Annotated in this window: 23 protein-coding genes and 2 tRNA genes; 5 read left to right on the forward strand and 20 right to left on the reverse strand. The window is 44.5% G+C overall.

From position 1 onward, the window contains the following. Positions 1-16 precede the first annotated feature (16 nt). Positions 17-895 (forward strand): U32 family peptidase, encoded by an 879-nt coding sequence (locus AACT23_RS16290; protein ID WP_094128717.1) that lies wholly within the window; start codon positions 17-19, stop codon positions 893-895. A 37-nt stretch (positions 896-932) separates the two neighbouring features. On the opposite strand, the gene AACT23_RS16295 is transcribed toward AACT23_RS16290, so the two are convergent. From AACT23_RS16295 to rlmE, 17 genes are all read right to left on the reverse strand, one after another. Continuing rightward, positions 933-2,273: an MATE family efflux transporter gene (locus AACT23_RS16295; RefSeq protein WP_094128720.1), complete on the reverse strand. Its 1,341-nt coding sequence runs from the start codon at positions 2,271-2,273 to the stop codon at positions 933-935. A gap of 40 nt (positions 2,274-2,313) precedes the next feature. Next, a complete protein-coding gene (locus AACT23_RS16300; protein WP_010318918.1) occupies positions 2,314-2,724 on the reverse strand; it encodes a MarR family winged helix-turn-helix transcriptional regulator in 411 nt (136 codons plus the stop codon). 119 nt (positions 2,725-2,843) lie between these two features. Beyond that, positions 2,844-3,764: a lipoprotein NlpI gene (gene nlpI / locus AACT23_RS16305; RefSeq protein ID WP_026029106.1), complete on the reverse strand. Its 921-nt coding sequence runs from the start codon at positions 3,762-3,764 to the stop codon at positions 2,844-2,846. Positions 3,765-3,916: 152 nt separating this feature from the next. After that, positions 3,917-6,043, reverse strand: coding sequence for a polyribonucleotide nucleotidyltransferase (pnp, locus tag AACT23_RS16310; RefSeq protein WP_010318920.1), 2,127 nt, complete (start codon positions 6,041-6,043; stop codon positions 3,917-3,919). Positions 6,044-6,359: 316 nt separating this feature from the next. Then, on the reverse strand, positions 6,360-6,629 hold the full coding sequence (gene rpsO / locus AACT23_RS16315) for a 30S ribosomal protein S15 (protein WP_010318921.1): 270 nt from the start codon (positions 6,627-6,629) through the stop codon (positions 6,360-6,362). 109 nt (positions 6,630-6,738) lie between these two features. After that, positions 6,739-7,689 carry a tRNA pseudouridine(55) synthase TruB gene (gene truB, locus AACT23_RS16320; RefSeq protein WP_013857615.1) on the reverse strand — a complete coding sequence of 317 codons (951 nt, stop codon included), beginning with the start codon at positions 7,687-7,689 and terminating at the stop codon, positions 6,739-6,741. Further along, positions 7,690-8,106: a 30S ribosome-binding factor RbfA gene (gene rbfA, locus AACT23_RS16325; protein WP_026028089.1), complete on the reverse strand. Its 417-nt coding sequence runs from the start codon at positions 8,104-8,106 to the stop codon at positions 7,690-7,692. Positions 8,107-8,211: 105 nt separating this feature from the next. Further along, positions 8,212-10,926, reverse strand: coding sequence for a translation initiation factor IF-2 (gene infB, locus AACT23_RS16330; protein ID WP_094128726.1), 2,715 nt, complete (start codon positions 10,924-10,926; stop codon positions 8,212-8,214). Between the two features lie 24 nt (positions 10,927-10,950). Next, on the reverse strand, positions 10,951-12,438 hold the full coding sequence (gene nusA, locus AACT23_RS16335) for a transcription termination factor NusA (RefSeq protein WP_013857618.1): 1,488 nt from the start codon (positions 12,436-12,438) through the stop codon (positions 10,951-10,953). A 36-nt stretch (positions 12,439-12,474) separates the two neighbouring features. Further along, positions 12,475-12,930, reverse strand: coding sequence for a ribosome maturation factor RimP (gene rimP, locus AACT23_RS16340; protein WP_013857619.1), 456 nt, complete (start codon positions 12,928-12,930; stop codon positions 12,475-12,477). 210 nt (positions 12,931-13,140) lie between these two features. Beyond that, positions 13,141-13,217, reverse strand: a tRNA-Met gene (locus tag AACT23_RS16345). Positions 13,218-13,271: 54 nt separating this feature from the next. Then, a tRNA-Leu gene (locus AACT23_RS16350) sits at positions 13,272-13,355 on the reverse strand. 26 nt (positions 13,356-13,381) lie between these two features. Then, positions 13,382-13,717: a preprotein translocase subunit SecG gene (gene secG / locus AACT23_RS16355; protein WP_010318534.1), complete on the reverse strand. Its 336-nt coding sequence runs from the start codon at positions 13,715-13,717 to the stop codon at positions 13,382-13,384. Positions 13,718-13,980: 263 nt separating this feature from the next. Beyond that, entirely contained in the window at positions 13,981-15,321 is a 1,341-nt protein-coding gene (gene glmM / locus AACT23_RS16360) for a phosphoglucosamine mutase (RefSeq protein WP_088720912.1), read from the reverse strand. Between the two features lie 22 nt (positions 15,322-15,343). Then, entirely contained in the window at positions 15,344-16,174 is an 831-nt protein-coding gene (gene folP, locus AACT23_RS16365) for a dihydropteroate synthase (RefSeq protein ID WP_019283238.1), read from the reverse strand. 58 nt (positions 16,175-16,232) lie between these two features. After that, positions 16,233-18,182, reverse strand: a complete 1,950-nt coding sequence (gene ftsH / locus AACT23_RS16370; RefSeq protein ID WP_017049783.1) for an ATP-dependent zinc metalloprotease FtsH — start codon at positions 18,180-18,182, stop codon at positions 16,233-16,235. A 98-nt stretch (positions 18,183-18,280) separates the two neighbouring features. Further along, positions 18,281-18,910, reverse strand: a complete 630-nt coding sequence (gene rlmE / locus AACT23_RS16375) for a 23S rRNA (uridine(2552)-2'-O)-methyltransferase RlmE (RefSeq protein WP_047690104.1) — start codon at positions 18,908-18,910, stop codon at positions 18,281-18,283. A gap of 119 nt (positions 18,911-19,029) precedes the next feature. Here rlmE and yhbY point away from each other — a divergent pair, with 119 nt between their 5' ends. Next, positions 19,030-19,326, forward strand: coding sequence for a ribosome assembly RNA-binding protein YhbY (gene yhbY, locus AACT23_RS16380; RefSeq protein ID WP_010318529.1), 297 nt, complete (start codon positions 19,030-19,032; stop codon positions 19,324-19,326). A gap of 88 nt (positions 19,327-19,414) precedes the next feature. Here yhbY and greA read toward each other — a convergent pair whose 3' ends face one another. After that, the gene (gene greA, locus AACT23_RS16385) at positions 19,415-19,888 is read right to left on the reverse strand and encodes a transcription elongation factor GreA (RefSeq protein WP_013857625.1); all 474 of its coding nucleotides are present in this window, start codon (positions 19,886-19,888) and stop codon (positions 19,415-19,417) included. Positions 19,889-20,441: 553 nt separating this feature from the next. Here greA and ompU point away from each other — a divergent pair. Continuing rightward, complete coding sequence (gene ompU, locus AACT23_RS16390; protein ID WP_094128729.1) at positions 20,442-21,473, forward strand: porin OmpU; 1,032 nt, start codon at positions 20,442-20,444, stop codon at positions 21,471-21,473. A gap of 99 nt (positions 21,474-21,572) precedes the next feature. After that, positions 21,573-23,015 (forward strand): serine-type D-Ala-D-Ala carboxypeptidase, encoded by a 1,443-nt coding sequence (gene dacB, locus AACT23_RS16395; RefSeq protein ID WP_094128732.1) that lies wholly within the window; start codon positions 21,573-21,575, stop codon positions 23,013-23,015. On the opposite strand, the gene AACT23_RS16400 is transcribed toward dacB, so the two are convergent. Together AACT23_RS16400 and tyrS are read right to left on the reverse strand one after the other, a co-directional pair. Further along, entirely contained in the window at positions 22,994-23,839 is an 846-nt protein-coding gene (locus AACT23_RS16400) for a magnesium transporter (RefSeq protein ID WP_026027515.1), read from the reverse strand. The two genes, dacB and AACT23_RS16400, sit on opposite strands and share 22 nt — an antisense overlap. Before the next feature lie 481 nt (positions 23,840-24,320). Beyond that, positions 24,321-25,508, reverse strand: a complete 1,188-nt coding sequence (tyrS, locus tag AACT23_RS16405; RefSeq protein ID WP_013857629.1) for a tyrosine--tRNA ligase — start codon at positions 25,506-25,508, stop codon at positions 24,321-24,323. Between the two features lie 129 nt (positions 25,509-25,637). Between tyrS and AACT23_RS16410 the strand changes: the two genes are divergently transcribed. After that, positions 25,638-26,930, forward strand: coding sequence for a peptidoglycan DD-metalloendopeptidase family protein (locus AACT23_RS16410; protein WP_017048386.1), 1,293 nt, complete (start codon positions 25,638-25,640; stop codon positions 26,928-26,930). Positions 26,931-26,947 lie beyond the last annotated feature (17 nt).

Below are 26,947 nucleotides of genomic sequence, written 5' to 3' on the forward strand. Positions count from 1 at the left end.
GAGAATGGAGAAGAGAATGAAATATGCGCTGGGTCCTTTACTCTATTTCTGGCCCAAACAAGAGGTAGAAAGTTTTTATCAACAGGCAATCAATAGCCCTGCTGATATGATCTATTTGGGTGAATCGGTCTGCTCCAAGCGACGTGAGATAAAACCACAACACTGGTTTGAGATCGCCAAAGCGCTTTCACAAGCGGGTAAACAGGTTGTGATCTCAACCATGGCGCTACTGGAAGCGCCGAGCGAAATCAATGTGATGAAAAAGTATATTGAGAATGGCGATTTTGCGATTGAAGCAAATGACGTTTCGGCGATTCAACTCGCCAGTGAAAAACGCCTTCCTTTTGTGGTTGGGCCCGCCGTGAATGCTTACAACGCGCGAACACTGCAACTGTTCCTAAAACAAGGGATGATCCGTTGGTGCATGCCTGTTGAACTCTCCCGTGATTGGCTAATCAATGTATTGCAACAATGTGACGAGCTTGGTATCAAAAACCAGTTTGAAGTAGAAGTTTTTAGCCACGGATACCTGCCACTGGCTTACTCCGCACGCTGCTTTACCGCACGGGCCGAAAACCGTGCGAAGGATGAATGTGAGACTTGCTGTATCAAGTATCCAACCGGAATTCAGGTTCACAGCCAAGAAGGCCAAGCGGTATTTAACCTCAACGGTATCCAAACCCAGTCGGGCTATTGCTATAACCTTGCTAATGATTTACCAAGTATGGCGGGATTGGTCGATGTCGTTCGTTTAAGCCCACTTGGTTTTGAGACATTCGAACATCTGTCGCAGTTCAAGGCCAATGAAAAAGGAGAGCATCCCTCCCCTTTAACCAATCACCAGTGTAACGGCTATTGGCACCAATTACCGGGCCTAGCGATTCAACAAAGCTGAGCGTAGCCTCCCCCTAGAGACAAGGGGGAGGCTCTTGTTAAGCGAACACGGTTTGCTTGGCGTTATCACAAGGTAGTGCACGCAAATCTCGCCACAACATCAAACCCACTACCAAACTTAACGCAATATTGGAAATGGGGAAGGCAATCCACACACCAGTCACACCATATAACTTAGGTAACAAATACAAGAACGGTAGTTGGATCGCCATATTACCAATGGTGACAAACATCGCCTTACTGCCGCGATTGGTCGCTTGATAAAAGGCGGCGGCGACAACTAAAAATCCATCCAAAAACAACGCAAACATATGCAGTTTTAAGCCCAGTACAGCGCTTGCCATCAATTGCGGGTCAGTTGAATTGAAGACCGCAACAACCTGAGTGGAAAACAAGTTCAGCAGCACCACAAAACCCAGCCCGCCAAGCACGGCAATGCTCATTGCAATTTTGAGCAGTTTTCTAATATGAAGATAGTTTTTGGCACCATAATTGAAGCTAACTAACGGCTGCATACCATTCGCGATGCCCTCTGCCGTTAAGTAATAAACCGTGACGATATAGCCTAATATCGCGTATGCCCCAACGAGTACCGCGCTGCCATAGTGAGCAAATAGGCTGTTGTGCACCGCCACCATCATCGAACCGTAGGCATACATAAAAAAGCTTGAAGTACCAATCGCAACAATCTTAGGTAACAACGACCATTGCACCCTCATCACCGAGAGTGACAGCTGCAACTTGGCTCGCGTCGAAAAGAAATAGCCTATACCTAATACAGTCACACTTAATTGTGCGAGTGCCGTTGCTATGGCGGCACCAGTAAGTTCCCAATGTAAAACGGCAATAAACAGATAATCAAAGAGAATATTGATTATCGCACCACTCACCATCAGCAATGTGGCTAAATTAGGGCTGTCGTCGTTTCGTAACAAGAAAGGCATCGCAATAGAGCCAAGCGTAAAGACACAAGCGATCACTAATACCTGCAAATATTGCAAGCCAAGTTCGTAGACTCGTCCTTCAACGCCTTGCCACGCAATGAAATCGTCCGCAAGAAACCATAGAATTGTCGCCACCACGGGAGCTAGCATCACAAGCAACAATAGGCCAGTAGCAAGCACTTGCTTGGCTGCCGTCATGTTCCCTTCACCTTGCTTGATCGAAGCCAGGGCACCAGTTCCAACGCCCACCAACATGCCAAGCCCTAAAATAAAGCCAATAATAGGCCACGCAACGTTAATGCCCGCCAATCCCTCAGCACCAACATAATGACCAATAAAAATACCATCCACCACTTGATACAAGCCATTGACTAACATAGCTGCCACGGTCGGAATGGTATAGCGCCAAAATTGGCGGTAAATTGAATTTTTCATAACAGACACCATAGTTAGTAAAGCTAACTATATAAGTAAATTAAAGTAATACTTTGGATAACAACATATTAAAACACAGTGCTTCTTCTTCCGAGAGATGCTTAGTCACTTGCTCTGCGACAACAGCGTACACTTTCGCTTCATCCGCTAAATGCTCACGCGCAGTATCGGTGAGAGAAACTCGGTAAGAACGCGCATCATCTTGGCATTGTGCCGTCTGAACCAACCCTTTATTTTTAAGCCTTTTAACCATATTTGATACCGATGGTTTACTCACTTCCATCTCATTGGCTAAATCAGTTAAGCGCAGTGGCAAAGAAGAGCTTTGAATCACTTTAAGGTAATCATATTCATTAAAGCTCAATTGTGAAATGGGATCAGCTTTGCTATACCGACGCCAGATTTTGGCACTAAAACGCTCTAATTTTTCTAAGTTAGCTTCTAGTTTCACTGCTTTTCAAATTAAAATGGTTATCAAGGCTAACTATTTTATGGATCTTTAGATCGTTAAGCAACAAAAAAGCCGCTGAAAAAGTCAGCGGCTTTAAGGAAAAGGATATAATAAGGTACTTATTGCTGAGACTCTGGCTGCTCAGCTTTCGCCTTAGCTAAATAGTCGGCTCTTACTTGCTGGAAAATTTTCCCTAATTCAAGATAAGCGTATCGATGCTCAACATATTCGTAGACGTTAAATGACAACGCAAGCTTGTACAAGGCGATCGCGTGCGCGTAATTTCCCTCTTGTTGGTAACGCTTAGCGAGATAAAAATAGACCTCAGTTAAACGCTGTGCTTGTATCGCATTACCGCTGCCTTCTTCTAAGATCATCTTAAAAGCTTGCTCTTCCGATATCTCCTTAAGCGTTAACGCAACCAAGAGCCATCCCCATTGATCATCTCGAACTTTATAGCGATTGAAGAGATCCACACGTGCCTGCAAAGGCTCGCTTTCACTTTGAATAATATATAGCCACAATGCACGAAAGGGATCGCTAGGGTCATGTTGATAATGTGCACGAATCTCTTCCAGCGCAAGTTCTGTACGGTCGCCGTAATAAAGTGCGATGGCTCTGTTACGCTCAGCGTAAAAATTGTCAGGTTCAAGTTCTAATGTCGAATCAAATGCCTCATAAGCGGCATCAAACTCTGCAACTTGCGTGTAATACACGCCTAATAAATTAAAGATATCAGGCTGCGCCGGGTTAAGAGCGAGTGACTGCTCAAAATCTAAACGTGCTAAAGTGCGTAGCCCAACACTGTCGTAGTTGTTACCACGCTCATAAAACATTTTGGCCCGCACATCATCAGGCAGATCAGTACGTTGTAGCAGTTGCGTCAAACGCGCTATCTGAACTTGTTGCTGTAATGAAGACTGCAATGGCACTGCCATCGGAGGGTATACCCATTGACTTTGATTGTCATTTTGAGTTGACGCGCAGCCCGACATTATCAGTATCAAAGCACTCAATGCGGCCGTTGGAAACCATTTCACAAATAAAACTCCTGTGTACCCCAAAGCCCAAGATAAGTGGGTGTATCGCATTAATCTAGGCATGAAAAAGGGAGCGAATAACGCTCCCTTTATATCATGCTTTATGTTGAAAAGGCGACTAAAGCGCCGTGCTTCTCAAGCTTAAAGTGGCCTTATTCAGCCGTTGGTGCTGCAACAACTTCTTCAGCTGGTTTCTCTACCGCTTCTTTCATGCTTAGACGAACACGGCCTTGGCGGTCGATTTCAAGTACTTTAACTTGAACTTCTTGGCCTTCTTTCAAGTAATCAGACACTTTCTCGATGCGTTGATCCGCGATTTGAGAAATGTGTACTAGACCATCTTTACCAGGAAGAATGTTAACGAACGCGCCAAAATCAGCCAGACGAGCGACCTTACCAGTATAGATAGCGCCGACTTCAACTTCAGCCGTGATCTCTTCAATGCGACGAATCGCTTCTTTAGCTTGAGCGCTATCGGTTGCCGCAATCTTGATTGTACCGTCATCTTCGATTTCGATGGTTGTGCCCGTCTCTTCAGTTAGAGCACGGATCACAGCACCACCTTTACCGATCACGTCTTTGATTTTCTCAGAGCTGATCTTCATGGTGTAAATGCGTGGTGCAAATTCAGAAATCTCAGCACGAGCACCAGAGATCGCTTGATCCATCACAGAAAGGATATGCTTACGTGCACCTTGTGCTTGGTTTAGCGCAATTTGCATGATCTCTTTGGTGATACCTTCGATCTTAATGTCCATTTGCAGTGCAGTGATACCTTGGTTAGTACCCGCTACTTTAAAGTCCATGTCACCTAGGTGATCTTCATCACCAAGAATGTCAGAAAGAACAACGAAATCATCGCCTTCTTTAACAAGACCCATTGCAATACCTGCAACTGAAGACTTGATTGGTACACCTGCATCCATCAGAGCAAGAGAAGTACCACATACCGAAGCCATTGAAGATGAACCGTTAGATTCTGTGATTTCTGATACGACACGAACTGTGTATGGGAACTCTTCCACTGAAGGCATAACAGCAGCGATACCACGCTTAGCCAGTTTACCGTGGCCGATTTCACGACGCTTAGGAGAGCCTACAAAACCAGTTTCGCCCACACAGTATGGAGGGAAGTTGTAGTGTAGTAGGAAGTTATCTTTACGCTCACCTGTTAGCTCATCGATGATTTGAGCATCACGCTGAGTACCAAGAGTAGCGGTTACGATTGCCTGAGTTTCACCACGAGTAAATAGTGCAGAACCGTGAGTACGAGGAAGAATACCAGTGCGTACGTCTAGCGCACGAACCATGTCTTTTTCACGACCGTCAATACGTGGGTTGCCAGCAATAATGCTACGACGTACAACCGTCTTCTCTAGATCGTGGAAGATAGTGTGGATTTCTTTCGCATTTGCTTCAGGATCTTCAGCAAGAATTACTTTGTTTACTTCAGCAGCAATTTCATGAATACGGTCGTAACGAGCCATTTTTTCAGTGATTTTGTAAGCTTCAACAAGCTTAGCTTCTGCTAGTTCAGCGATCTTACTGTTAAGTACTGTGTTCTCTTGAGGAGCAACCCAATCCCAAGCTGGAGTGGCAACTTCAGCAGCAAATTCATTGATCGCTTTAATCACAGCTTGTTGTTGGTCGTGGCCGTAAACAACCGCTGCTAGCATTTCTTCTTCAGTTAGGTTATCCGCTTCTGATTCAACCATCAGTACTGCGTTGTCTGTACCTGCAACCACAAGATCAAGACGAGATACTGCAAGCTCGGTCATGCTTGGGTTAAGCACTAATTGACCATCAATGTGACCTACGCGCGCCGCACCAATAGGACCATTGAATGGAATGCCAGAGATAGCAAGTGCTGCTGAAGTACCAATCATAGTCACGATATCAGGTTGAACGTCTGGGTTTACAGACATCACTGTCGCGATGACTTGAACTTCATTTTTAAATGCATTAGGGAAAAGAGGACGAATTGGGCGGTCAATCAGACGCGCAGTCAAAGTTTCGCCTTCTGATGGACGACCTTCACGCTTGAAGAAGCCACCTGGAATTTTACCCGCTGCGTAAGTACGCTCTTGGTAGTTAACAGTAAGAGGGAAGAAGTCTTGACCTTCTACTGCTTCTTTTTTACCAACAACAGAAACGAATACCGCGGTATCGTTCATAGTGACCATAACGGCCGATGTGGCTTGGCGTGCGATAACGCCGGTTTCTAGAGTGACGGTATGATTACCGTATTGGAATGATTTCACTACTGGTTTATCAAACATTGTTTATCCTTGCTCTAGAGTTACCTCTAGATTGAATGAAATAACACTCAAGACATTACGAATCGCGACTAGTAAAAATAGGCTCTATATCACGGGAAACAAAGCGTTGGGCTTGCCGCTCCCACTGGTATCTGAACGCTACTTTTAATAGCCGCGACCTGCTGGCCGACTTCGGTGACTGTAATGCTATGAGTATGAAGCGTTAAAGTACATACAACACACTTTAACGGCGGGTAGTATAGCGACTTAGGAGAGATTGTGCCAAATTTAGATAACAAAAAAGGGGCTAAAAGCCCCTTTTCTGAACAAACTGATCTTAGCGACGTAGCTCAAGACGTTTGATTAGGTCTTGGTAACGACCTAAATCTTTACCTTTTAGGTAGTCTAGAAGCTTACGACGGCTTGAAACCATACGTAGTAGACCACGACGGCTGTGGTGATCGCCTTTGTGAGTTTTGAAGTGACCTTGTAGGTGGTTGATAGAAGCAGTTAGTAGTGCTACTTGTACTTCTGGTGAACCAGTGTCGCCTTCGCCACGTGCGTATTCAGCAACGATTGCCGCTTTAGTTTCTGCATTCAGAGACATAATGCTCTCCTAATAAGAGTAAGTTTAAAGGTATAGCAGCCAATCTCTGATTCAGCCGCTACGCGAAGCCGGGATTATAGGGAAATCCCCAACGTTAAGCAATAGCTATTTAAAGCGACTCTTCGTCTCTAAAAACGACCAATCGCTTAGGCGCAACACGACCATCTTGGTCAATTTCACCCACACCGATAAAGAGTTTCTCTTCACCCATAGTCATGCGCACTGTGCCATCAAGTGGCACACCCAACACTTGCACTGGTTGGCCATGTTGTACCATGTCTGCCAACTCTGGAATAAGGTTAACTTCCGGCAAATCTTGCACCGCACTGTCCATTGGCATCAATAACGAGTCCAACACATTTTTCGGTGCGACATCATCACGCAGCGCCTGTTGCAGCAATGCATCAAGTTGCTCTAAAGTCACCATCTTCTCATATGGGTACTTCGCGACCGCAGTACGACGCAGCATGGTCACATGTGCGCCACAACCAAGCATTTCACCTAAGTCATCCACGATAGTGCGGATATACGTGCCTTTCGAACAGTGCACATCCATTTCAACTTCATCACCTTCGAAACGGATCAATTCAATATCATAGACAGTGATTTTTCGAGATTCGCGCGGAATATCAATGCCTTCACGAGCGTATTCATATAGAGGACGGCCTTGATATTTCAGTGCAGAAAACATTGACGGAATTTGGTCGGTTTCACCACGAAAACGCTCGATGCACTCTCGCAGGGTATTTAATTGCACATTGACAGGGCGTGTTTCCACTACCTCTCCGTCTGAATCAGAGGTATTGGTTCGCTCACCCAGTTTTGCAATGACTCGATAACGCTTATCTGAATCAAGTAAAAACTGAGAGAATTTTGTCGCTTCACCAAGGCAAATAGGCAACATTCCTGTTGCCAAAGGATCGAGCGCGCCAGTGTGTCCGGCTTTTTCTGCAAAATAAATACGTTTTACTTTTTGTAAGGCATCATTCGAGGAGATACCCGTTGGCTTATCCAGTAAAATTACCCCGTTGATTGGGCGACCTTTACGACGACGAGCCATCTATTCATTCCCTTCTTCTGCAGACGCTTCATCTTCACGTCCTGCATCTTTCTGTCTGCGCTTATCATTGCTGACCACTTCAGTCACCAAGTTGGACATGCGCATACCTTCAACCAAAGTATTGTCATAAGTGAAGCGAATTTCTGGTGTCAAACGTAAGCGAATACGTTTGCCAAGCATCATGCGGATATGAACTTCATGCTCTTTTAACGCAGCTAAGCAGCTTTCTGGGGTCTGCTCACCAACGCATAGAAACGTCACAAACACTTTTGCATAAGCAAGGTCACGTGACACTTCGACTTCTGAAATAGTCACCATACCTAAGCGTGAGTCACGGACTTCACGTTGTATGATCATGGCGAGTTCTTTTTGCAGCTGTTGGGATACGCGCTGCGTGCGGCTAAATTCTTTTGACATATCTTTTCTCACATATAGAAAGAATGGGGGGATGGTTCAACCCAGCCCCCCATGGTGTATTCAACAACCGATTACTGTCTATTTCAATACAGCAACGTCAGTCAATTAATCCAGTGTACGTTTAATTTCCACTGTTTCGAAGACTTCGATTTGGTCACCAACGCGAACATCATTGTAGTTCTTAACGCCGATACCACATTCATAGCCATTCTTCACTTCTTGCACGTCATCTTTAAAGCGACGTAGCGACTCAAGCTCACCTTCGTAGATAACCACGTTATCACGTAGAACACGGATAGGGCTATTACGTTTGATAACGCCTTCAGTCACCATACAACCAGCAACTGCGCCTAGTTTAGGTGATTTGAATACTTCACGAACCTGAGCAAGACCAATGATCTCTTGCTTAAACTCTGGTGCTAGCATGCCGCTCATGGCCGCTTTTACTTCGTCAATCAATTGATAAATGATTGAGTAGTAACGTAGGTCTAAGTTTTCAGATTCGATAGTACGACGAGCTGATGCATCAGCACGAACGTTAAAGCCAAGTACGATAGCGTTAGAAGCTGCTGCAAGTACTGCATCAGTTTCTGTGATACCACCCACACCAGAACCCACGATGTTCACTTTCACTTCATCAGTTGAAAGGTTACGCAGTGAATCAGCAATGGCTTCAACCGAACCTTGAACGTCTGCTTTTAGTACCACGTTCAGTTCAGCCACTTCGCCCGCTGTCATGTTAGAGAACATGTTTTCAAGCTTAGATTTCTGCTGACGTGCAAGCTTCACATCACGGAATTTACCTTGACGATAATTTGCCACTTCACGTGCTTTACGCTCATCACGAACTACTGTTGCTTCATCACCGGCAGCTGGAACACCAGACAAACCTAGAATTTCAACAGGAATTGATGGGCCCGCTTCCGTAACTTCGTTACCAGTTTCGTCGCGCATCGCACGAACACGGCCATATTCTTGACCACACAGTACGATGTCGCCTTTGCGTAGTGTTCCTGATTGAACAAGAACAGTTGCCACAGGGCCACGGCCTTTATCAAGACGAGACTCAACTACCACACCAGACGCCATACCATCTTTAACAGCATGAAGCTCAAGAACTTCAGCTTGAAGTAGGATAGCTTCTAGTAGGCCTTCAATATTGGTTCCCTGTTTCGCAGAGATGTGAACAAACATGTTCTCACCGCCCCACTCTTCAGGAATGATGTTGTGTTGAGCAAGCTCATTTTTCACGCCATCTGGGTTCGCGCCATCTTTATCGATTTTGTTTACTGCAACGATAAGTGGCACATTCGCCGCTTTCGCATGTTGAATCGCTTCAACCGTTTGTGGCATTACGCCATCATCTGCCGCAACAACCAATACAACGATATCTGTCGCTTGAGCACCACGAGCACGCATTGAAGTAAACGCAGCGTGTCCAGGAGTATCAAGGAAGGTGATCATACCGTTTGGTGTTTCAACGTGGTAAGCACCAATGTGCTGAGTAATACCACCGGCCTCGCCTGATGCAACGTGTGTGCGACGGATGTAATCAAGTGTTGATGTCTTACCGTGGTCAACGTGACCCATGATAGTAACAACTGGCGCACGAGGCACTGCTTCAAACTTGTTATCACGGTCAGAAAGGATCGCTTCTTCCAGTTCATTCTCTTTGCGGATTAGAACTTTATGACCCATTTCTTCAGCGACTAATTGCGCGGTTTCTTGGTCGATCACTTGGTTGATGGTTGCCATTGCGCCCATCTTCATCATCACTTTGATAACTTCAGTTGCTTTCACTGACATTTTGTTTGCCAGTTCAGAAAGAACAATCGTTTCACCGATCACAACATCTTGCTTAGCGACAACCGCTGTTTTATCAAAACCATGTTGCATCGATGCAGGTTTAGCCATACGACCTTTACGAGCTTTGCCTCGGCGCGTACCGCGCTCTTGCTTATCATCCTGCGATGAGATTTTGCTCTTATTAGCTTTCGTAGATTTACGGCTAGCACCTTCTTCACGGCGATCTGCTTCATCTTCGGCTTCACGTGCATACGTTGAAGTCGTAACATGGTAATCTGTATTTTCTTCCATACTACCCTTTTTCTCTTCTTCAGCAGACCAACGCTCTTTATTCTTCTCAGCCAATTCACGTGCTATTTCTAGCTGGCGCTGACTTTCCTCTTCAGCTTTACGTAATGCTTCGGCTTCTTGACGACGTTTAAGCTCTTCGGCTTCTTTTCGCGCTGTTTCTTGCTTCATTTTATTTTCAGCAGAAAGTTCTGGTTTCACTGCAGAACGTTTTGCTTTCTCATCCGCGTTAGCTGTTGCATTCGTTTGTGCTTCAACCTTCGCTTTCTCTTGTGCCTTACGCTTCGCTTTTTCTTCGGCTTCACGCTTTGCTTTTTCTTCGGCTTCGCGCTCTGCTTTTGCTTGTGCTTCACGCGCTGCTAATTCTTGCGCTTCACGTTGCGCGGCTTCTTCCGCTTCACGTGTTGCTTCATCGTCTACTGCACTGCGCTTAACGTAGGTACGTTTTTTACGCACTTCAACTTGAACATTCTTACTTTTGCCGCCGCCAGCATTGACGCTCAATGTGCTGCGTGTTTTTCGCTGCAACGTCAAACGAGTCGGCTCTGAGTCACCAGTGGTATCACCGTGCTCTTTTCTAAGATGTGACAATAACTTATGTTTTTCATCATCAGAAACGTTATCAGAACTCGTTTTGTTCATGCCTGCATCAGCAAGTTGTTCTAACAAGCGGTCAACTGGCGTACCAATTTCTTCACTCAGTGCTTTAACTGTAAGTTGTGTCATGCCGCTCTCTCCCCTTGCTGAGAATTATTCTTCTTCGCTAAACCAACAAATATTGCGCGCTGCCATGATCAATTGACCTGCACGCTCTTCTGTTAGACCTTCAATATTTTCGAGGTCATCAATACCTTGGTCAGCAAGATCTTCTAATGTGACTATGCCTTTCGCTGCGAGTTTAAAGGCCATTTCACGCTCTAAACCTTCTAGTGCGAGCAGATCTTCTGCTGGCTCTAGCCCTTCAAAAGACTCTTCTTGTGCTAGCGCAATCGTGGTCAACGCATTCTTCGCGCGAGTACGCAATGCTTCGATGATATCTTCATCTAGGCCGTCAACTTCAAGTAGCTCAGCAACTGGCACATAAGCCACTTCTTCAAGCGTTGAGAAGCCTTCTTCAACCAATAACTCAGCGAAGTCTTGCTCGATATCGAGGTACTTCATGAAGTTTTCAATAGAAGCCATCGATTCTTCTTGATGTTTTTTCTGTAGATCAGCAACCGTCATAACATTCAATTCCCAACCAGTCAGTTGAGAAGCGAGACGTACGTTTTGACCATTACGACCGATTGCTTGCGCTAGGTTATCCGCTTCAACAGCAATATCAATTGAGTGCGTATCTTCATCCATGATGATCGATGCAACATCTGCTGGTGCCATTGCATTGATAACAAATTGAGCTGGGTTATCATCCCAAAGAACGATATCAATGCGCTCACCGCCGAGCTCACTCGATACGGCTTGAACACGTGCTCCACGCATACCGACACACGCGCCCACAGGATCAATGCGTTTGTCATTGGTTTTGACTGCAATTTTCGCACGCGAACCCGGATCACGAGCCGCGGCTTTCAATTCAATCAGCTCTTCACCGATTTCTGGCACTTCTACACGGAATAGCTCAGCGAGCATTTCTGGTTTTGAACGAGTAATGAAGAGTTGGAATCCGCGCGCTTCAGGGCGTACTGCATATAGCAGACCACGAACTCGGTCACCTGGACGAAAGTTTTCACGCGGTAGCTGGTCATCACGTAAAATAACCGCTTCAGCGTTATTACCTAAATCCAGAATAACCGAATCACGGTTTACTTTCTTAACAACGCCAGTAACCAACTCACCTTCGTTATCAATAAACTGTTCGACGATTTGCGCTCGTTCAGCTTCACGCACTTTTTGTACGATAACTTGTTTTGCTGTTTGTGTTGTAATACGGTCAAAGGTCACTGATTCAATTTGATCTTCAATATATTGACCAAGTTCAGCTGTTTCGTCGTCGTATTTAGCTGCATCGTATGAAATTTCTTTTGTTGGATGTTCAACATTTTCAACGATTAACCAACGGCGAAAAGTTTCAAACTCACCCGTTTTACGGTCGATAGCAACACGTACATCGACTTCAATTTCATGTTTCTTCTTTGTTGATGTGGCAAGCGCAGTTTCAAGCGCCTCAAAAATACGCTCACGAGGTACGGCCTTCTCGTTCGAAACCGCCTCAACTACCGCTAAAATTTCTTTACTCATTTAATCTAGCCTCTTAAGCTCTTTTCTCTAGGAGAACTAAAATTTAGGGATCAGGTTAGCTTTAGAAATATTGCTTAGCGCAAATAGTTCTTCTTTCCCATCAACGCTAATTGCAACGGTTTCGCCATCAATAGAATGGATAATTCCTTTCCATTTGCGACGGTTGCCGACACCCATTTTCAAAACGATGCTGACTTCGTGACCAATAAACTGTTCATAATGCGCTGCTTTAAAAAGTGGTCTCTCTAAACCTGGTGAAGAAACTTCTAGGTTGTAAGCCACAGAAATTGGATCTTCAACATCGAGCACAGCACTCACTTGATGGCTCACTTCTGCGCAATCATCAACGTTAATACCGTTTTCATGATCAATATAGATGCGTAATGTTGAGTGCTCTCCGGCACGAATAAATTCTAATCCAACTAACTCATAACCTGATGCCGCTACTGGAGCGTCAAGCATTTCAGTAAGTTGTCTTTCTAAACCAGTCATTTAAACCACTCCAGAAACAAAAAAAGGGCACAGAGCCCAATTTAAATTCCAAGCAACTATCTGAAAATCTCATACTTGAGAAACTCAGATAACAAAAAACCCCGATTAGTCGGGGTTTTTTGTTGCTGGACCCTGATGATTGAGAATCTAAATTCTCAATTGCAGTGAGGTTGACACTGCACAAACTTGCATCCAAAACCCAAAAAGAATTGGTTGCGGGGGCCGGATTTGAACCGACGACCTTCGGGTTATGAGCCCGACGAGCTACCAAGCTGCTCCACCCCGCGTCCGACTTGCGAGCATTATACGCTCTATCAAGTGATTTACAAGTTTGTAAATAATGGTGCCGAGAGAGGGACTCGAACCCTCACACCTAAGGCGCTAGCACCTCATGCTAGTGTGTCTACCAATTTCACCATCTCGGCAATTATTTGTACTTATCTAAGATAAGTTATTGCGGGATTTCGTCACCAGATTTTACTGGAACGTCACTCGCTGTATCCGTAGTTTGCTCAATCACTTGACCTTTAGTTGGGTCAATCCATTGTGATTCAGTTTTATGCGTAGACAAATTGCCCAATGCCAAACTAAGAATGAAGAATACGGTTGCAAAAATTGCAGTCATTCGGGTTAGGAAATTTCCTGAGCCACTAGCACCAAACACAGTGTTTGACGCGCCAGCACCGAAAGAGGCTCCCATATCTGCGCCTTTACCTTGTTGAATTAACACTAGGCCAATGATACCAAGCGCTGCCAACAGGTAAATCACAAGTAGAACTGTAAACATTACTTCCACCTATGTTCCAAATAGTTGAGCCAGCGCCGTTCTTATCAACTGACTTGAACAAGGCTAGCGACCTCCTCAACGAAGGCGGACGCAATACTAACGAATGCATCCCATGCTGACAAGGAGTATTTTATAAAAAAATGGAGTTTATGCTTCAAGCGGTTAAAAAAAGGGCAACAACACCCTATGTGTACAGCTAACCATAAGATTTCAAGCCAAATTACGGTCATGAAATCCTAGGTTAACTCATATTATTTGTCTGGTTAGCAATTATCTTTAACCGCTTGCGCTATCTTTAATGCTGAATTTTTTACTAGCTCAGCATCTTCCCCTTCCACCATCACGCGCAATAAAGGTTCAGTACCTGATTTACGCAAGAGCACTCGACCTTGGTTACCAAGTTCCGCTTCTACGGCAGCTACAGCCGCTTTTACCGCTTCGGCTTCTAATGGGTTGGAATCACCACTAAAACGTACGTTTTCTAAAACCTGCGGGTAAAGCGTCATGCCTTTAGCCAGTTCATTGAGCGACATTTCACTACCCACAACGGAAGCAAGAACTTGCAACGCCGCAACAATCGCATCACCCGTAGTCACTTTGTCTAGCAGTATGATGTGCCCTGAATTTTCTGCGCCAATTTTCCAACCTTTTGCCAGCAATTTTTCCATCACATAACGGTCACCAACCGCCGCTCGCACAAAAGGGATACCTAACTGCTTTAAGCCGTTTTCCATACCAAGGTTTGTCATTAGCGTTCCAACAACACCACCTTTTAATTCTCCACGTCTCAGGGCATCACGGGCGATGATATAGGCAATTTGATCTCCATCCACTTTATTGCCAAGCTCATCAACCATAATTAAGCGATCGCCATCACCATCAAATGCCAGTCCTAAATCTGCTTTTTCTGCCACAACGCGCTGTTGCAACGCGCGGACATCCGTTGCTCCAACTTCGTCATTAATATTCAGACCATCTGGCTCAACCCCCATTGCTATCACTTCAGCGCCAAGTTCCTTAAAGACATTAGGCGCGATGTGATAGGTGGCACCATGAGCACAGTCAACGACGATTTTCAGCTTTGATAAATTCCATTGCGATGGAAAGGTACTTTTACAAAACTCGATATACCGCCCTGCAGCGTCGACCATACGTGAAGCCTTACCAAGTTCGGCAGACTCGACACACTCAATCGGTTTATCCAATTCAGCTTCGATCTCCAATTCAATTTCATCAGGTAATTTAGTCCCTTCGGATGAGAAGAATTTGATGCCGTTATCGTAATAAGGGTTATGCGACGCTGAGATCACGATCCCCGCTTCGGCACGAAAGGTTTGAGTCAGGTAAGCAACAGCTGGCGTCGGCATAGGTCCGGTAAAAATCGCCTTTAATCCTGCAGCGGCTAAGCCCGCTTCTAGAGCCGACTCAAGCATATAACCTGAAATACGCGTATCTTTACCAATAATGACTTTTTTCGTGCCTTGTTTTGCCAATACACGTCCAGCCGCCCAGCCAAGTTTTAATACGAAATCGGGAGTGATAGGATACTGTCCAACTTTACCGCGGACACCATCTGTACCAAAGTAACGTCTTTTGTCAGACATGATTTTTCCTTAATTATTATTGTTAACTATTTTGAATAATGGTTTGTACTATTTTCATTGCTTCAATGGTTTCGTTCACATCATGGACACGAATAATCTGTGCACCTTTCATTGCCGCTACAGCCGCGCAGGTAACGCTCGCCACCATACATTCAGCTGGTTTTTTATTGAGTAGTTTAAAAATCATTGACTTACGGGACATCCCAGCCAATATCGGCAAACCTAGTTGATGAAATACGTCTAGATGTGCAAGCAGATAATAATTATGCTCAATGGTTTTGCCAAATCCAAAACCGGGGTCGAGGATAATATTTGCACGCGCGATCCCTGCGCGCTCGCACGCTGCGACTCGATCTTCTAGAAAGAGCTTAACATCCGCTAACACATCTTGATAATGTGGGCTGGTTTGCATCGTTCGTGGCTGGCCTTGCATATGCATGATACAGACAGGCACTTGTGCTTTAGCCGCAACCTCTAATGCCCCCGGCTCTTGCAGTGCACGAACATCATTAATCAAGTCAGCACCAGCCTCAACCGCCTGACGCATCACTTCAGCTTTACTGGTGTCAATTGAAATCCAGACGTCATACTTTGCACGAATAGCTTTAATAATAGGAATAACACGAGATAATTCGTCATCGAGAGTCACTTCTGGAGCCCCCGGCCGAGTTGACTCCCCTCCAATATCAATAATGCTGACACCTGCGGCAATCATTGTATCGGCATGCTCTAGTGCCAAATCTAGCGCGTTAAATTTTCCACCATCGGAAAATGAATCCGGAGTCATGTTCAAGATACCCATGACATGAGGACGATCGAGGATAAGTGTCTTTGTTGGGGTTTGAATCTTCATTTTGCTCTAAAACACAAAAACCCCGAGAAAGCTCGGGGTTTAATTTGAATATTAACGATTACTCAGCATCTTTCTTTTCTGAGGACTCAGTGGCTACTTCGTCTTCTGCTGCTGGCTCTACTTTTGGCTCTTGAGCTTTTTCCGCTTCCGCTTTTTCTGCTTGAGCTTTGGCTTGATCAGCCCAACCTGCAGGTTCGCGAATCTCGGTTTTACGCTCCATTAAGTCATCAATTTGGCCTGCATCAATCGTTTCGTATTTCATCAACGCATCTTTCATTGCATGCATAATATCCATATTCTCTTCAAGGATTTTACGCGCACGATCATAGTTTCGGTCAATAATTTTACGAACTTCGTCATCAATCAACTTAGCAGTATCTTCAGACACATGCTTAGTTTGAGTCACGCTGCGCCCTAAGAAGACTTCACCTTCATCTTCTGCATACAACAATGGGCCAAGTTTTTCCGAAAAGCCCCATTGAGTAACCATTTTACGAGCAATGGCTGTCGCACGTTCGATATCGTTTGATGCACCAGTTGAAACGTTTTCTGGGCCGTAAATTAACTCTTCCGCTAAACGACCGCCATACAAGCTTGAAATCATAGACTCAAGATGCAGCTTCGACATGCTAACTCTGTCTTGTTCAGGCAAGTACATCGTCACACCTAAAGCTCGACCACGTGGAATAATCGATACTTTATAAACAGGATCATGTTCAGGTACCAAACGACCAACAATGGCGTGTCCTGCTTCATGATAAGCTGTTGATGCTTTAGTTTCTTCAGACATCACCATCGAACGACGTTCAGCACCCATCATGATTTTGTCTTTTGCTAACTCAAACTCAACCATTGAAACATTGCGTTTGTTACCGCGAGCAGAGAATAACGCCGCCTCGTTCACTAAGTTCGCCAAGTCGGCACCAGAGAAACCCGGTGTTCCGCGAGCAATCAATGAAGGTTCAACATCACCAGCTAAAGGTACTTTGCGCATATGAACTTTCAAGATCTGTTCACGGCCGCGAACATCAGGTAAACCGACCACCACTTGACGGTCAAAACGCCCCGGACGCAGCAATGCTGGGTCTAAAACGTCTGGACGGTTGGTTGCCGCAATGACGATAACGCCTTCATTGCCTTCAAAACCATCCATTTCAACCAACATTTGGTTTAAAGTCTGCTCACGCTCATCGTGACCGCCGCCGACACCAGCACCACGTTGACGACCTACCGCATCAATCTCATCAATAAAGATGATACAAGGTGAAGCCTTTTTCGCTTGCTCGAACATGTCACGTACACGAGATGCACCGACGCCGACAAACATTTCAACGAAATCAGAACCAGATATAGTGAAGAACGGTACTTTCGCCTCACCAGCAATTGCTTTTGCCAGTAATGTTTTACCTGTACCAGGAGGACCAACCATCAAAACACCCGTTGGAATTTTCCCACCCAGTTTTTGGAAGCGACTCGGATCACGCAAGTAATCCACAAGCTCTTTCACATCTTCTTTCGCTTCGTCACAACCAGCCACATCACCGAACGTGGTTTTGATTTGCTCTTCACTCATCATACGAGCTTTGCTCTTACCAAATGACATGGCACCTTTGCCACCGCCACCTTGCATTTGACGCATGAAGAATATCCAAACACCGATCAGTAGGATCATGGGGAACCAAGAGATAAAAATGGTCCCGAGCAAACTTTGCTCTTCTGGTGGTGTACCTTGTACTTTAACGTTTTGATTAATCAAATCATCAAGCAGTTTTTGATCGTACACGGGCATGTAAGTTACATAGCGAGTACCGCCGCCTCTACGAGTAAAGGAAATTTCACTATTGTTAAATTGAGCTTCTTGAATCTGGCCTTGGCCAACTTCCTGTACGAACGTGGTGTAATCCACTGCTTTGCCGTTACTATCACCAGGGCCAAAGCTCTGGAATACCGACATTAAAACGACAGCTATAACTAGCCACAGAATTAAATTTTTTGCCATATCACTCAAGGTGTAAGCCTCGCGATAACTAATTGTAATTAAAGGTAGGGTACTACAGTTTGTAACCTGTAGCCATATGTTAACTTATGCCTTGTACAGCAAAAACGTTAACCTTTGTAACCAGTGGCTACAACAAAGACTTCTCTTGAGCGAGCTCGCGAAGAGTCTGGTTTTCTTATTTTCACGACTTTAAACAGGTTTCGAACTTCTTTGACATAATCATCAAAGCCTTCTCCCTGAAAAACCTTGACCACAAAACTACCATTTGGAGTAAGAACTTGTCGACACATATCTAGAGCTAGTTCAACCAAATACATTGCCCTTGGCTGATCAACCGAATTATTTCCGGCGATGTTAGGTGCCATGTCTGACATCACCACATCAACCATATCAGGCTGTATACGATCTAATAGTGCGTCCAGCACGGCCTCTTCACGAAAATCGCCTTGTAAGAAAGCAACGCCAACAATAGGATCCATCGGCAAAATATCACACGCGATCACTCGGCCTTTATCACCGACGATACCCGCTGAATATTGAGACCACCCACCGGGAGCCGCCCCTAAATCCACAACAGTCATTCCTGGCCTAAGCAGTTTATCTTTATTTTGAATCTCTTCTATTTTGAAAATAGCACGCGAACGATAACCTCTCTTTTTGGCTTCATTCACGTATTTATCATCAAAATGTTCTTTCAACCAGCGACTAGAGCTGGCCGAATGCTTCTGTTTACTCATTCGATTCCTAACTGAAATGTTTCCATCCAAGAAAGTATGGTAGAAAATATAGTCTTCAGGGATAGATGGCGTTAAAATAGCTTTTTTCAACCCTTATATTAAATAAAATTGGCCGCATAATGAACCTAAGCACCAAACAAAAGCAGCACCTTAAAGGCCTAGCACACAGTTTGAAACCTGTTGTACTGATGGGCGCGAATGGACTCACTGAGGCTGTTCTAGCGGAAATCGAGATTGCCCTCAACCACCACGAACTGATCAAAGTGAAAGTAGCATCCGAAGATCGCGAAACTAAGCAGTTGATTATCGATGCTATCGTGCGTGAGACTGGCGCAGAAAAAGTACAAACCATTGGTAAGATTCTCGTACTATTTCGTCAAACCGAGCAACGTAAAATCGAGATCCCTCGTAAGTAATCAGTCGCGTTATCGACGCTCTGACTCTGATGGATACAGACAAAAAAAGGTCGCACACTGCGACCTTTTTGATTGTTGTTGAAATGAATTAGAGGTATTCAACTTTATCGATTTCGAAATCTTTATCACCACCGGGAGTAGCGATAATCACCTCATCACCTTCCATTTTACCGATCAAACCGCGGGCAATCGGTGAGCTGACAGAAATGCGCCCAGATTTAATCTCAGCTTCATCTTCACCCACAATCTGGTAGCGTTTCACTTCATCAGTATCACTGTCAATCAATGTCACTGTTGAACCAAAAATCACTTTGCCTGTATTTTCCATTTTAGTGATATCGATCACCTGAGCAACAGATAGCTTATATTCAATATCACGAATTTGAGCCTCACAAATACCTTGCTCTTCTCGAGCAGCGTGATATTCCGCATTTTCTTTTAGGTCGCCAAGTTCACGTGCGGTTGCAATAGCTTGGGTAATTTGTGGACGTAATTTTAGCAGCCTATCTAACTCTTCGCGCAGCAATTGTTCACCACGAACTGTCATTGGAACTTTTTCCATTTTATACCTCTAATGCCAAAATTCGTATTTGGGCAAAACAAAACTACCCAACACAACAAAGGTTAGGTAGTACATGGATTAACATAGTTGCTAATCAGTGTAATCAAACTTCGTGACTAAATCATCTTAAATCACACGTGACCCCTGTCAGGTTTCTGTGAATGAGTTTGGGGGAAAGTGATAAAAAACAGACACAAAGCTCATTTTCACGAATGCTTTTGCACAAAAAACCGACCCACTTCACTAAAAAAAAATAAAAAACAAACTATTCAGACCAGTTGATAAAAACCAATAAACCAAATAAAAAACAAAGACTTGATATTTATTTACACGAAATAAAACAGTGTTCATAAACCTGTTTTATATCATTTTACTAACTAATTTCGGAACTTAAGAGTAAAAAGTAGAACACGAAATGCTAGTAACGTTTGGTTGTACGTTAGTGAAGGTTTACAAAACCCAACCTATGCAACTCAATGTTCAAAAGCACTCGAAGGACGATATAGACGTCGCAAATAAAAATATTTATGGACAGTAAATTAGGACTAATAAGATGAACAAAACTCTGATTGCTTTAGCAGTATCAGCTGCTGCAGTAGTAACTGGTGTAAATGCTGGTGAGCTATACAACCAAGACGGTACATCTCTAGAAATGGGCGGCCGCGCAGAAGCACGTCTTTCTCTTAAAGATGGTAAAGCGGACGATGCATCACGCGTACGTCTAAACTTCCTAGGTAAAGTAGCGATCAACGACAGCCTATACGGCGTTGGTTTCTACGAAGGTGAGTTTACAACAGCAGACACTGATGCTAGCGGTAAGGACGTAAGAGGTTCAAACACTGTTGATAACCGTTACACTTATGCTGGTATCGGCGGTAACTTCGGTGAAGTGACTTACGGTAAAAATGACGGCGCGCTAGGTGTTATCACTGACTTTACTGATATCATGGCTTACCACGGCAACTCAGCAGCGTATAAAATCGCTGTAGCAGACCGCGTAGACAACATGGTTGCTTATAAAGGTCAATTTGCTGATCTAGGCGTTAAAGCAAGCTACCGTTTTGCTGATCGTTCTGCAGACAAAACAGGCGATGCGTGGAATGCTGAATACACAGACAACAATGCAGATGGCTACTCTCTATCGGCTATCTATGCAATCGGTGACACTGGCGTTGTGCTAGGTGCGGGTTACGCAGATCAAGATACAGCAGCGAATGCGTCTTCTGATCAATATATGCTAGCAGCGTCTTACGCTATCTCTGATTTCTACTTCGCTGGTACTTTTGTTGATGGTCAAGACAAAGCAGCAAATAGCAAAAAAGATAAAACTGGTTATGAGCTAGCAGCAAAATACACTATGGGTCAAGCTGTATTCACTACTACTTACAACTACCTAGAATCTAAAACTTCTGGCAATAAAGCAGATGAAGCAGATAACTTTGCAGTTGACGCAACTTACTTCTTCAAACCTAACTTCCGTTCGTACATCTCGTACAACTTCAACCTACTAGATGACTCTGATGCAAATATCACTAAAGCTCAAGCTGAAGACGAACTAGCACTAGGTCTACGTTACGACTTCTAATTCTTGGCTTAATGTCATAGATTTAAAACGCCTGCTTGCTAGCAGGCGTTTTTTTATCTCGCTATACTGTATGCACATTCCGCCCTGAAATGCCGTGTCATGCTCTTATTAAACCGCAGTGCTTTTTTATTCATCCTCTCCTTCTTCCTTCCTTTATCGACTTTGGCGTATACGCCTTTGCAAACACTGCCACAAGGTACTCGGGTGGGTTTATTCGTTCACTCTTTAGCCACTGAACAGGTTTTTCAAGATACTAATAACATACAAGCGCTTTTCCCTCCTGCCAGCACTTTAAAAATGCTCACCGCGCTTGCCGCCACGCTAGAGCTTGGCGAACAATTTCGCTTCACGACTCAGCTAACTCAACATGGCGATGACATTGTTATTCACTTCTCTGGCGACCCTACGTTAACCAGCCAAGATATGAAGCAGCTACTCAGCGAGCTAAAAAAACAGGGCATCCCACAAATAAAAGGCAACCTTTGGTTAGATAATTCAGCCTTTTCAGGTTACGACCGCGCGGTTGGATCACCTTGGGATATTCTGGGGGTATGCTATAGCGCCCCATCAAGTGCAATCACTCTGGATGGTAATTGTGTGCAAGCCTCTATTTATACGCAGCCGAACGGGAAAACTCGGGTTTATGTGCCTGAGCACTATCCCATTCACGTGACCAGCTACGCAAGAAGTGTTACTAAGACTGAACAAGAGAGCGCTCGCTGTGATTTAGAACTGCGTACTTCAGAGCAGAACCATTACCAGCTCGATGGCTGTTTGGCCGAGCGAACACAACCTCTGCCACTAAAGTTTGCCGTGCAAGACCCAAACTTATACACAACGCGTATGATTTATAAGCAACTCAAACAAGTGGGCATTGAATTAATAGGCGAGATTAAGCTGGGTGTAAAGCAAGATGAACTGAGCATAGAAAAGGGTTCATTGATAGCAACACATCAATCTATGCCACTGTACCCGTTGTTAGAAATGATGCTTAAAGAGTCTGACAATTTGATTGCTGACAGTTTAACCAAAACACTTGGCCAGCATTTTTTTATTCAACCCGGCAGTTTTAGTAATGGCACCGAGGCGATCAAGCAGATCCTTTTTTCTCGAACAGGTATCAACTTGGCACAAGCTCAGTTGGCTGATGGTTCGGGTTTATCACGTAACAACCGCCTGTCAGTACAAAATATGGTGGATGTGCTGAATTACATTTGGATTAATAATCAAACCCTTAAGCTTATTGACATCATGCCTAAAGCAGGTGAATCCGGTACCTTACAGTACCGACGTAGTATGCGTGGCCAAGCTATACAAGGGCAGCTGATTGCCAAAAGTGGTTCGCTTTATGGAACGCATAACATGGCGGGCTTCGGTTTAGATAAACAAGGAAAACCGAGTACATTATTTGTTCAATTCATCACTGATTATTATCCGCAAGATCAAGGCGATAACACTAGTGTTACCGCCCCAATTGCTCAATTTGAGACGCTCTTCTTTGAAGATGTCGTTAAGTTCAGTCAGCTCAGTCCTAATGAATAGTTCACCACGTTAAAGTAGATCCACATACCCGAAATATCGACGATAGAAGCCAGTACAGGGCTAACTAATACCGCAGGATCTAAGTTAAAAACGCGCGCAGCAATGGGTAATAAGCCGCCAATTGTCGTAGAAATAGTGACTTGGATAAAGAGCGCAACCGCAATTGCAAACGCAATGTTTTCTAGTGGAAAGCCTCCGGTTGAGTTGGCATCACTAAACAACATAATGCGAGCCACCATCACCGCAGAGATAGCCAACGCAAGGCAAACCGCAACACGGCACTCCTTCCACAATACACGCAACCATTGACGTTTGCGTAATTCACCAACCGCTAACGCGCGCACGACTAACGTCGCAGCTTGCGAGCCAGTATTCCCACCTGCAGCGGCAATAACAGGCATATACACAGCTAAGAGCACAAGCTGGCTCAATGTATCTTCGTACTGGGTAATAATCAGCCCGGATACGATACCAAGTAGTGCCAATACAATAATCCAGCCAATACGCTGCTTCACATGTTCAATCACGCTAGTGGTTAAATAGCTTTGCGCCGTTTCAACTTCTGAGTAAATAAACCCCAATTGGTTAGCGTAATGGCGAGCGCGAATGTCATAGCCCCCTTTATCTAATTCACTGAGTAGTTGCTGAACATAACCAATAGTACAGTGACGTAAAATCGCCACTGCCTCTTCGATAGGCATCACTGCCAATAAATGTACCTGTTTTTGCTGTTCGTACTGCAAAAATGCATTACGAGCCGCACCAATCTCTTCCAAAGAAAAGTTAGGTGAATTTTCAATATAAATGTTGCTCATTACCGTCATGGCGAATCTCCCGATTGGCAAAGGTAACGACCATCGAAATGATACCCAAATGCAATATATACATGAGCAATGACGTCATTGTTCATCAATGTAATTCACAGATAAGTTTTCATTTCAAACTAGAGAGCAGGAGAAAAATCGAGAGGAGTAAATCAGAAAAGATAAGCCCTACCACTGAAGGTAGGAGCGAAGATCGCCAATACCGAAAGCGGTTATTTTTCTCCCTTCATACTAGGGGGATGGTCGGTATTGTTCATAAAAATCTCCGAAAGTACTGCTCAATTAGCAGTGCGCAAATTGTACCAAAGCCTTTGGCGAAATACACTCTGATCTTTGCATCCAATGCGTTCCAATTTCACACATACCCAACCACACCATTCAGATTGAAGATTTAATGACTAATTAATATGCCAAGATCAGGCCCAGCAAAAAAGCGCCCTTAGGCGCTTTGATGAATAGACGGTTCACTTTACTGTGATTTTTACTTTACAGTAACTCGTGCGAACTTACGCTTGCCGACTTGGTAAACATAAGTCCCCGCGGCTGGTACATTTTTGCTGTCGTCGATTTTTTCGCCATCTTGTTTGGCACCGCCTTGCTTGATCATTCGCATCGCATCAGACGTTGAAGCCACTAAACCCGCCTCTTTGAGCAGGTTAGTGATAGCAATACCCGCTGCAAATTCAAATTCTGGCATCTCTTCTGGCATCGCACCTTTTTGGAAGCGGTTGATGAACTCTTGTTCAGCCGCATCCGCCTCTTCTTTGGAGTGAAAACGTGCAATGATCTCTTTCGCCAACAAGATTTTGAGATCGCGTGGGTTCGTGCCATTTTCAACATCAGCTTTGAACTGTGCGACTTCTTCCAATGGACGGAAAGAAAGCAGCTCGTAGTAGCTCCACATTAATGTGTCAGAGATCGACATGATTTTGCCAAACATTTCACTTGGCGATTCACTGACACCAATGTAGTTATGCGCTGATTTGGACATTTTTTTCTCGCCATCCAAACCAACAAGCAGTGGCATCATCAAGACAACTTGTGGTTTTTGACCATGTGCTTTTTGCAGTTCACGGCCCATCAATAGGTTGAATTTTTGGTCAGTACCGCCAAGCTCAACATCTGTCTCCATTGCGACTGAATCATAACCCTGTAGGAGTGGATACATGAATTCATGAATGGCAATAGGCTGACCATTAGCGTAGCGCTTTTTGAAATCATCGCGCTCTAGCATGCGTGCCACTGTTTGGTTCGATGCAAGACGGATCATGCCTTCCGCACCCAATAGAGACAACCATTCAGAGTTAAACTGAATTTTCGTTTTAGCCGGATCAAGAATCTTAAACACTTGTGTCTTATAGGTTTCAGCATTACGCAAAACATCGTCACGAGTGAGCGGTGGGCGCGTGGTATTTTTACCGCTTGGATCACCAACCATACCCGTGAAATCACCAATCAAAAAGGTGACTTCATGGCCCAAATCTTGAAATGCACGTAATTTATTGAGGATCACCGTATGTCCAAGATGGATATCTGGAGCCGTTGGATCAGCACCTAATTTAATGCGTAGTGGACGGTTTTCTTTCAGTTTCGCGATCAATTCATCTTCTGGGATTAGTTCTTCAACGCCGCGTTTAATTTCAGCTAAAGCCGCTTCAATACTCGCCATTCTTGTTCACTCCTACAGATTTGGCAAAATTTAATAGTTGAACATCTTACTTGAATAGCGATGCTTTTTGAAACCAGTTAGACTAACGAACCAGCTAATTTCTTTATAATTTACTAAACGAACCTAAATATGCTTTCAATTTTCGCTCGTCTCCCTTGGGTGCATCGAATCCTCATCGCCTTTTTAAGCGCACTCATGGTTTTCGCGCTGCTATTTCTGCCAAACCCTGAAGATCTCGCTCAGGATCCAAACCGTCTAGAAATTGGTCGCCATTATCCATTAACCATTAACGCAGAAGCACTCTCTCCGGGAATATCTATCTCGCCTTCCACCATGCTGCGTTGGGAAACTTATCAAGTTAAATCGGGGGAAAGTGCCGCCGTATTATTTCAGCGAATTGGGCTTTCGGCTCGCTTACTCTATCAACTCACGGCAACAAATCGTGATATTGACAGCCAGCTTTCGCGACTTAAGCCAGGAGATGAGCTGCAATTTGGCTTTGATGAAAATAATGAACTTGTTCAACTCAATCGCATTATTAGCGCCTTTGAAACCTTTCGTATCACTAAATCGGGCGATGGCTTTACTTCTGAGTTTGATAAAAAAGAGCTGATGTTCCAGTACAACTATGCCGAAGCGATCATTACTTCAAATTTTTGGAATGCGGGGATAAGCGCGGGTTTAACGGCAAACCAAATCATGGAGTTAGCGGGTATATTTGGTTGGGATGTGGATTTTGCGTTAGATATTCGTGAAGGTGACCAATTTAAGCTGCTATTCCAAGAAAAGGTGGTGGAAGGTGAGGTAATTGGCCGCGGAAATATCATTGCCGCAGCCTTTACCAACCAAGGTACGACGTTTACAGCAATATTGGACGATGCAACAGGCAATTACTATGACGAAAATGGCCGGGCCATGAAAAAGGCCTTTTTACGCTCGCCGATCGATTTTCGTCGCGTGACATCGAATTTCAATCCTGTGCGTCGCCACCCCGTCACAGGAAAAGTCACCGCACACAGAGGAACCGATTATGCCGCGCCAGTTGGTACCCCAATTTGGGCCGCCGGCGATGGTGTGGTTGAGAAATCAAGTTACAACCAATTTAATGGTAATTATGTGTTTATTCGTCACAGCAACACCTACATTACCAAATACCTACACTTACAACGACGTATGGTCAAAACTGGTCAACGAGTCAAGCAAGGACAAACGATTGGTACTTTAGGAGGGACAGGAAGAGTCACCGGCCCTCATCTCCACTATGAATTTTTGGTCAACGGTGTACACAAAAACCCAAGAACGGTCTCTTTACCGCAATCTAAATCCCTAACGGGCCAAGCAAAAACCACCTTTATCGCCAATGCTCAAATTAGGCTTGGGAAGCTAGAACGCTATAGCCAATTACTCTATGCCAATAAATAATAAGAAAAGGCCCACCA

Source organism: Vibrio sp. V09_P4A23P171 (assembly GCF_963875615.1).
Classification (GTDB): domain Bacteria; phylum Pseudomonadota; class Gammaproteobacteria; order Enterobacterales; family Vibrionaceae; genus Vibrio; species Vibrio anguillarum.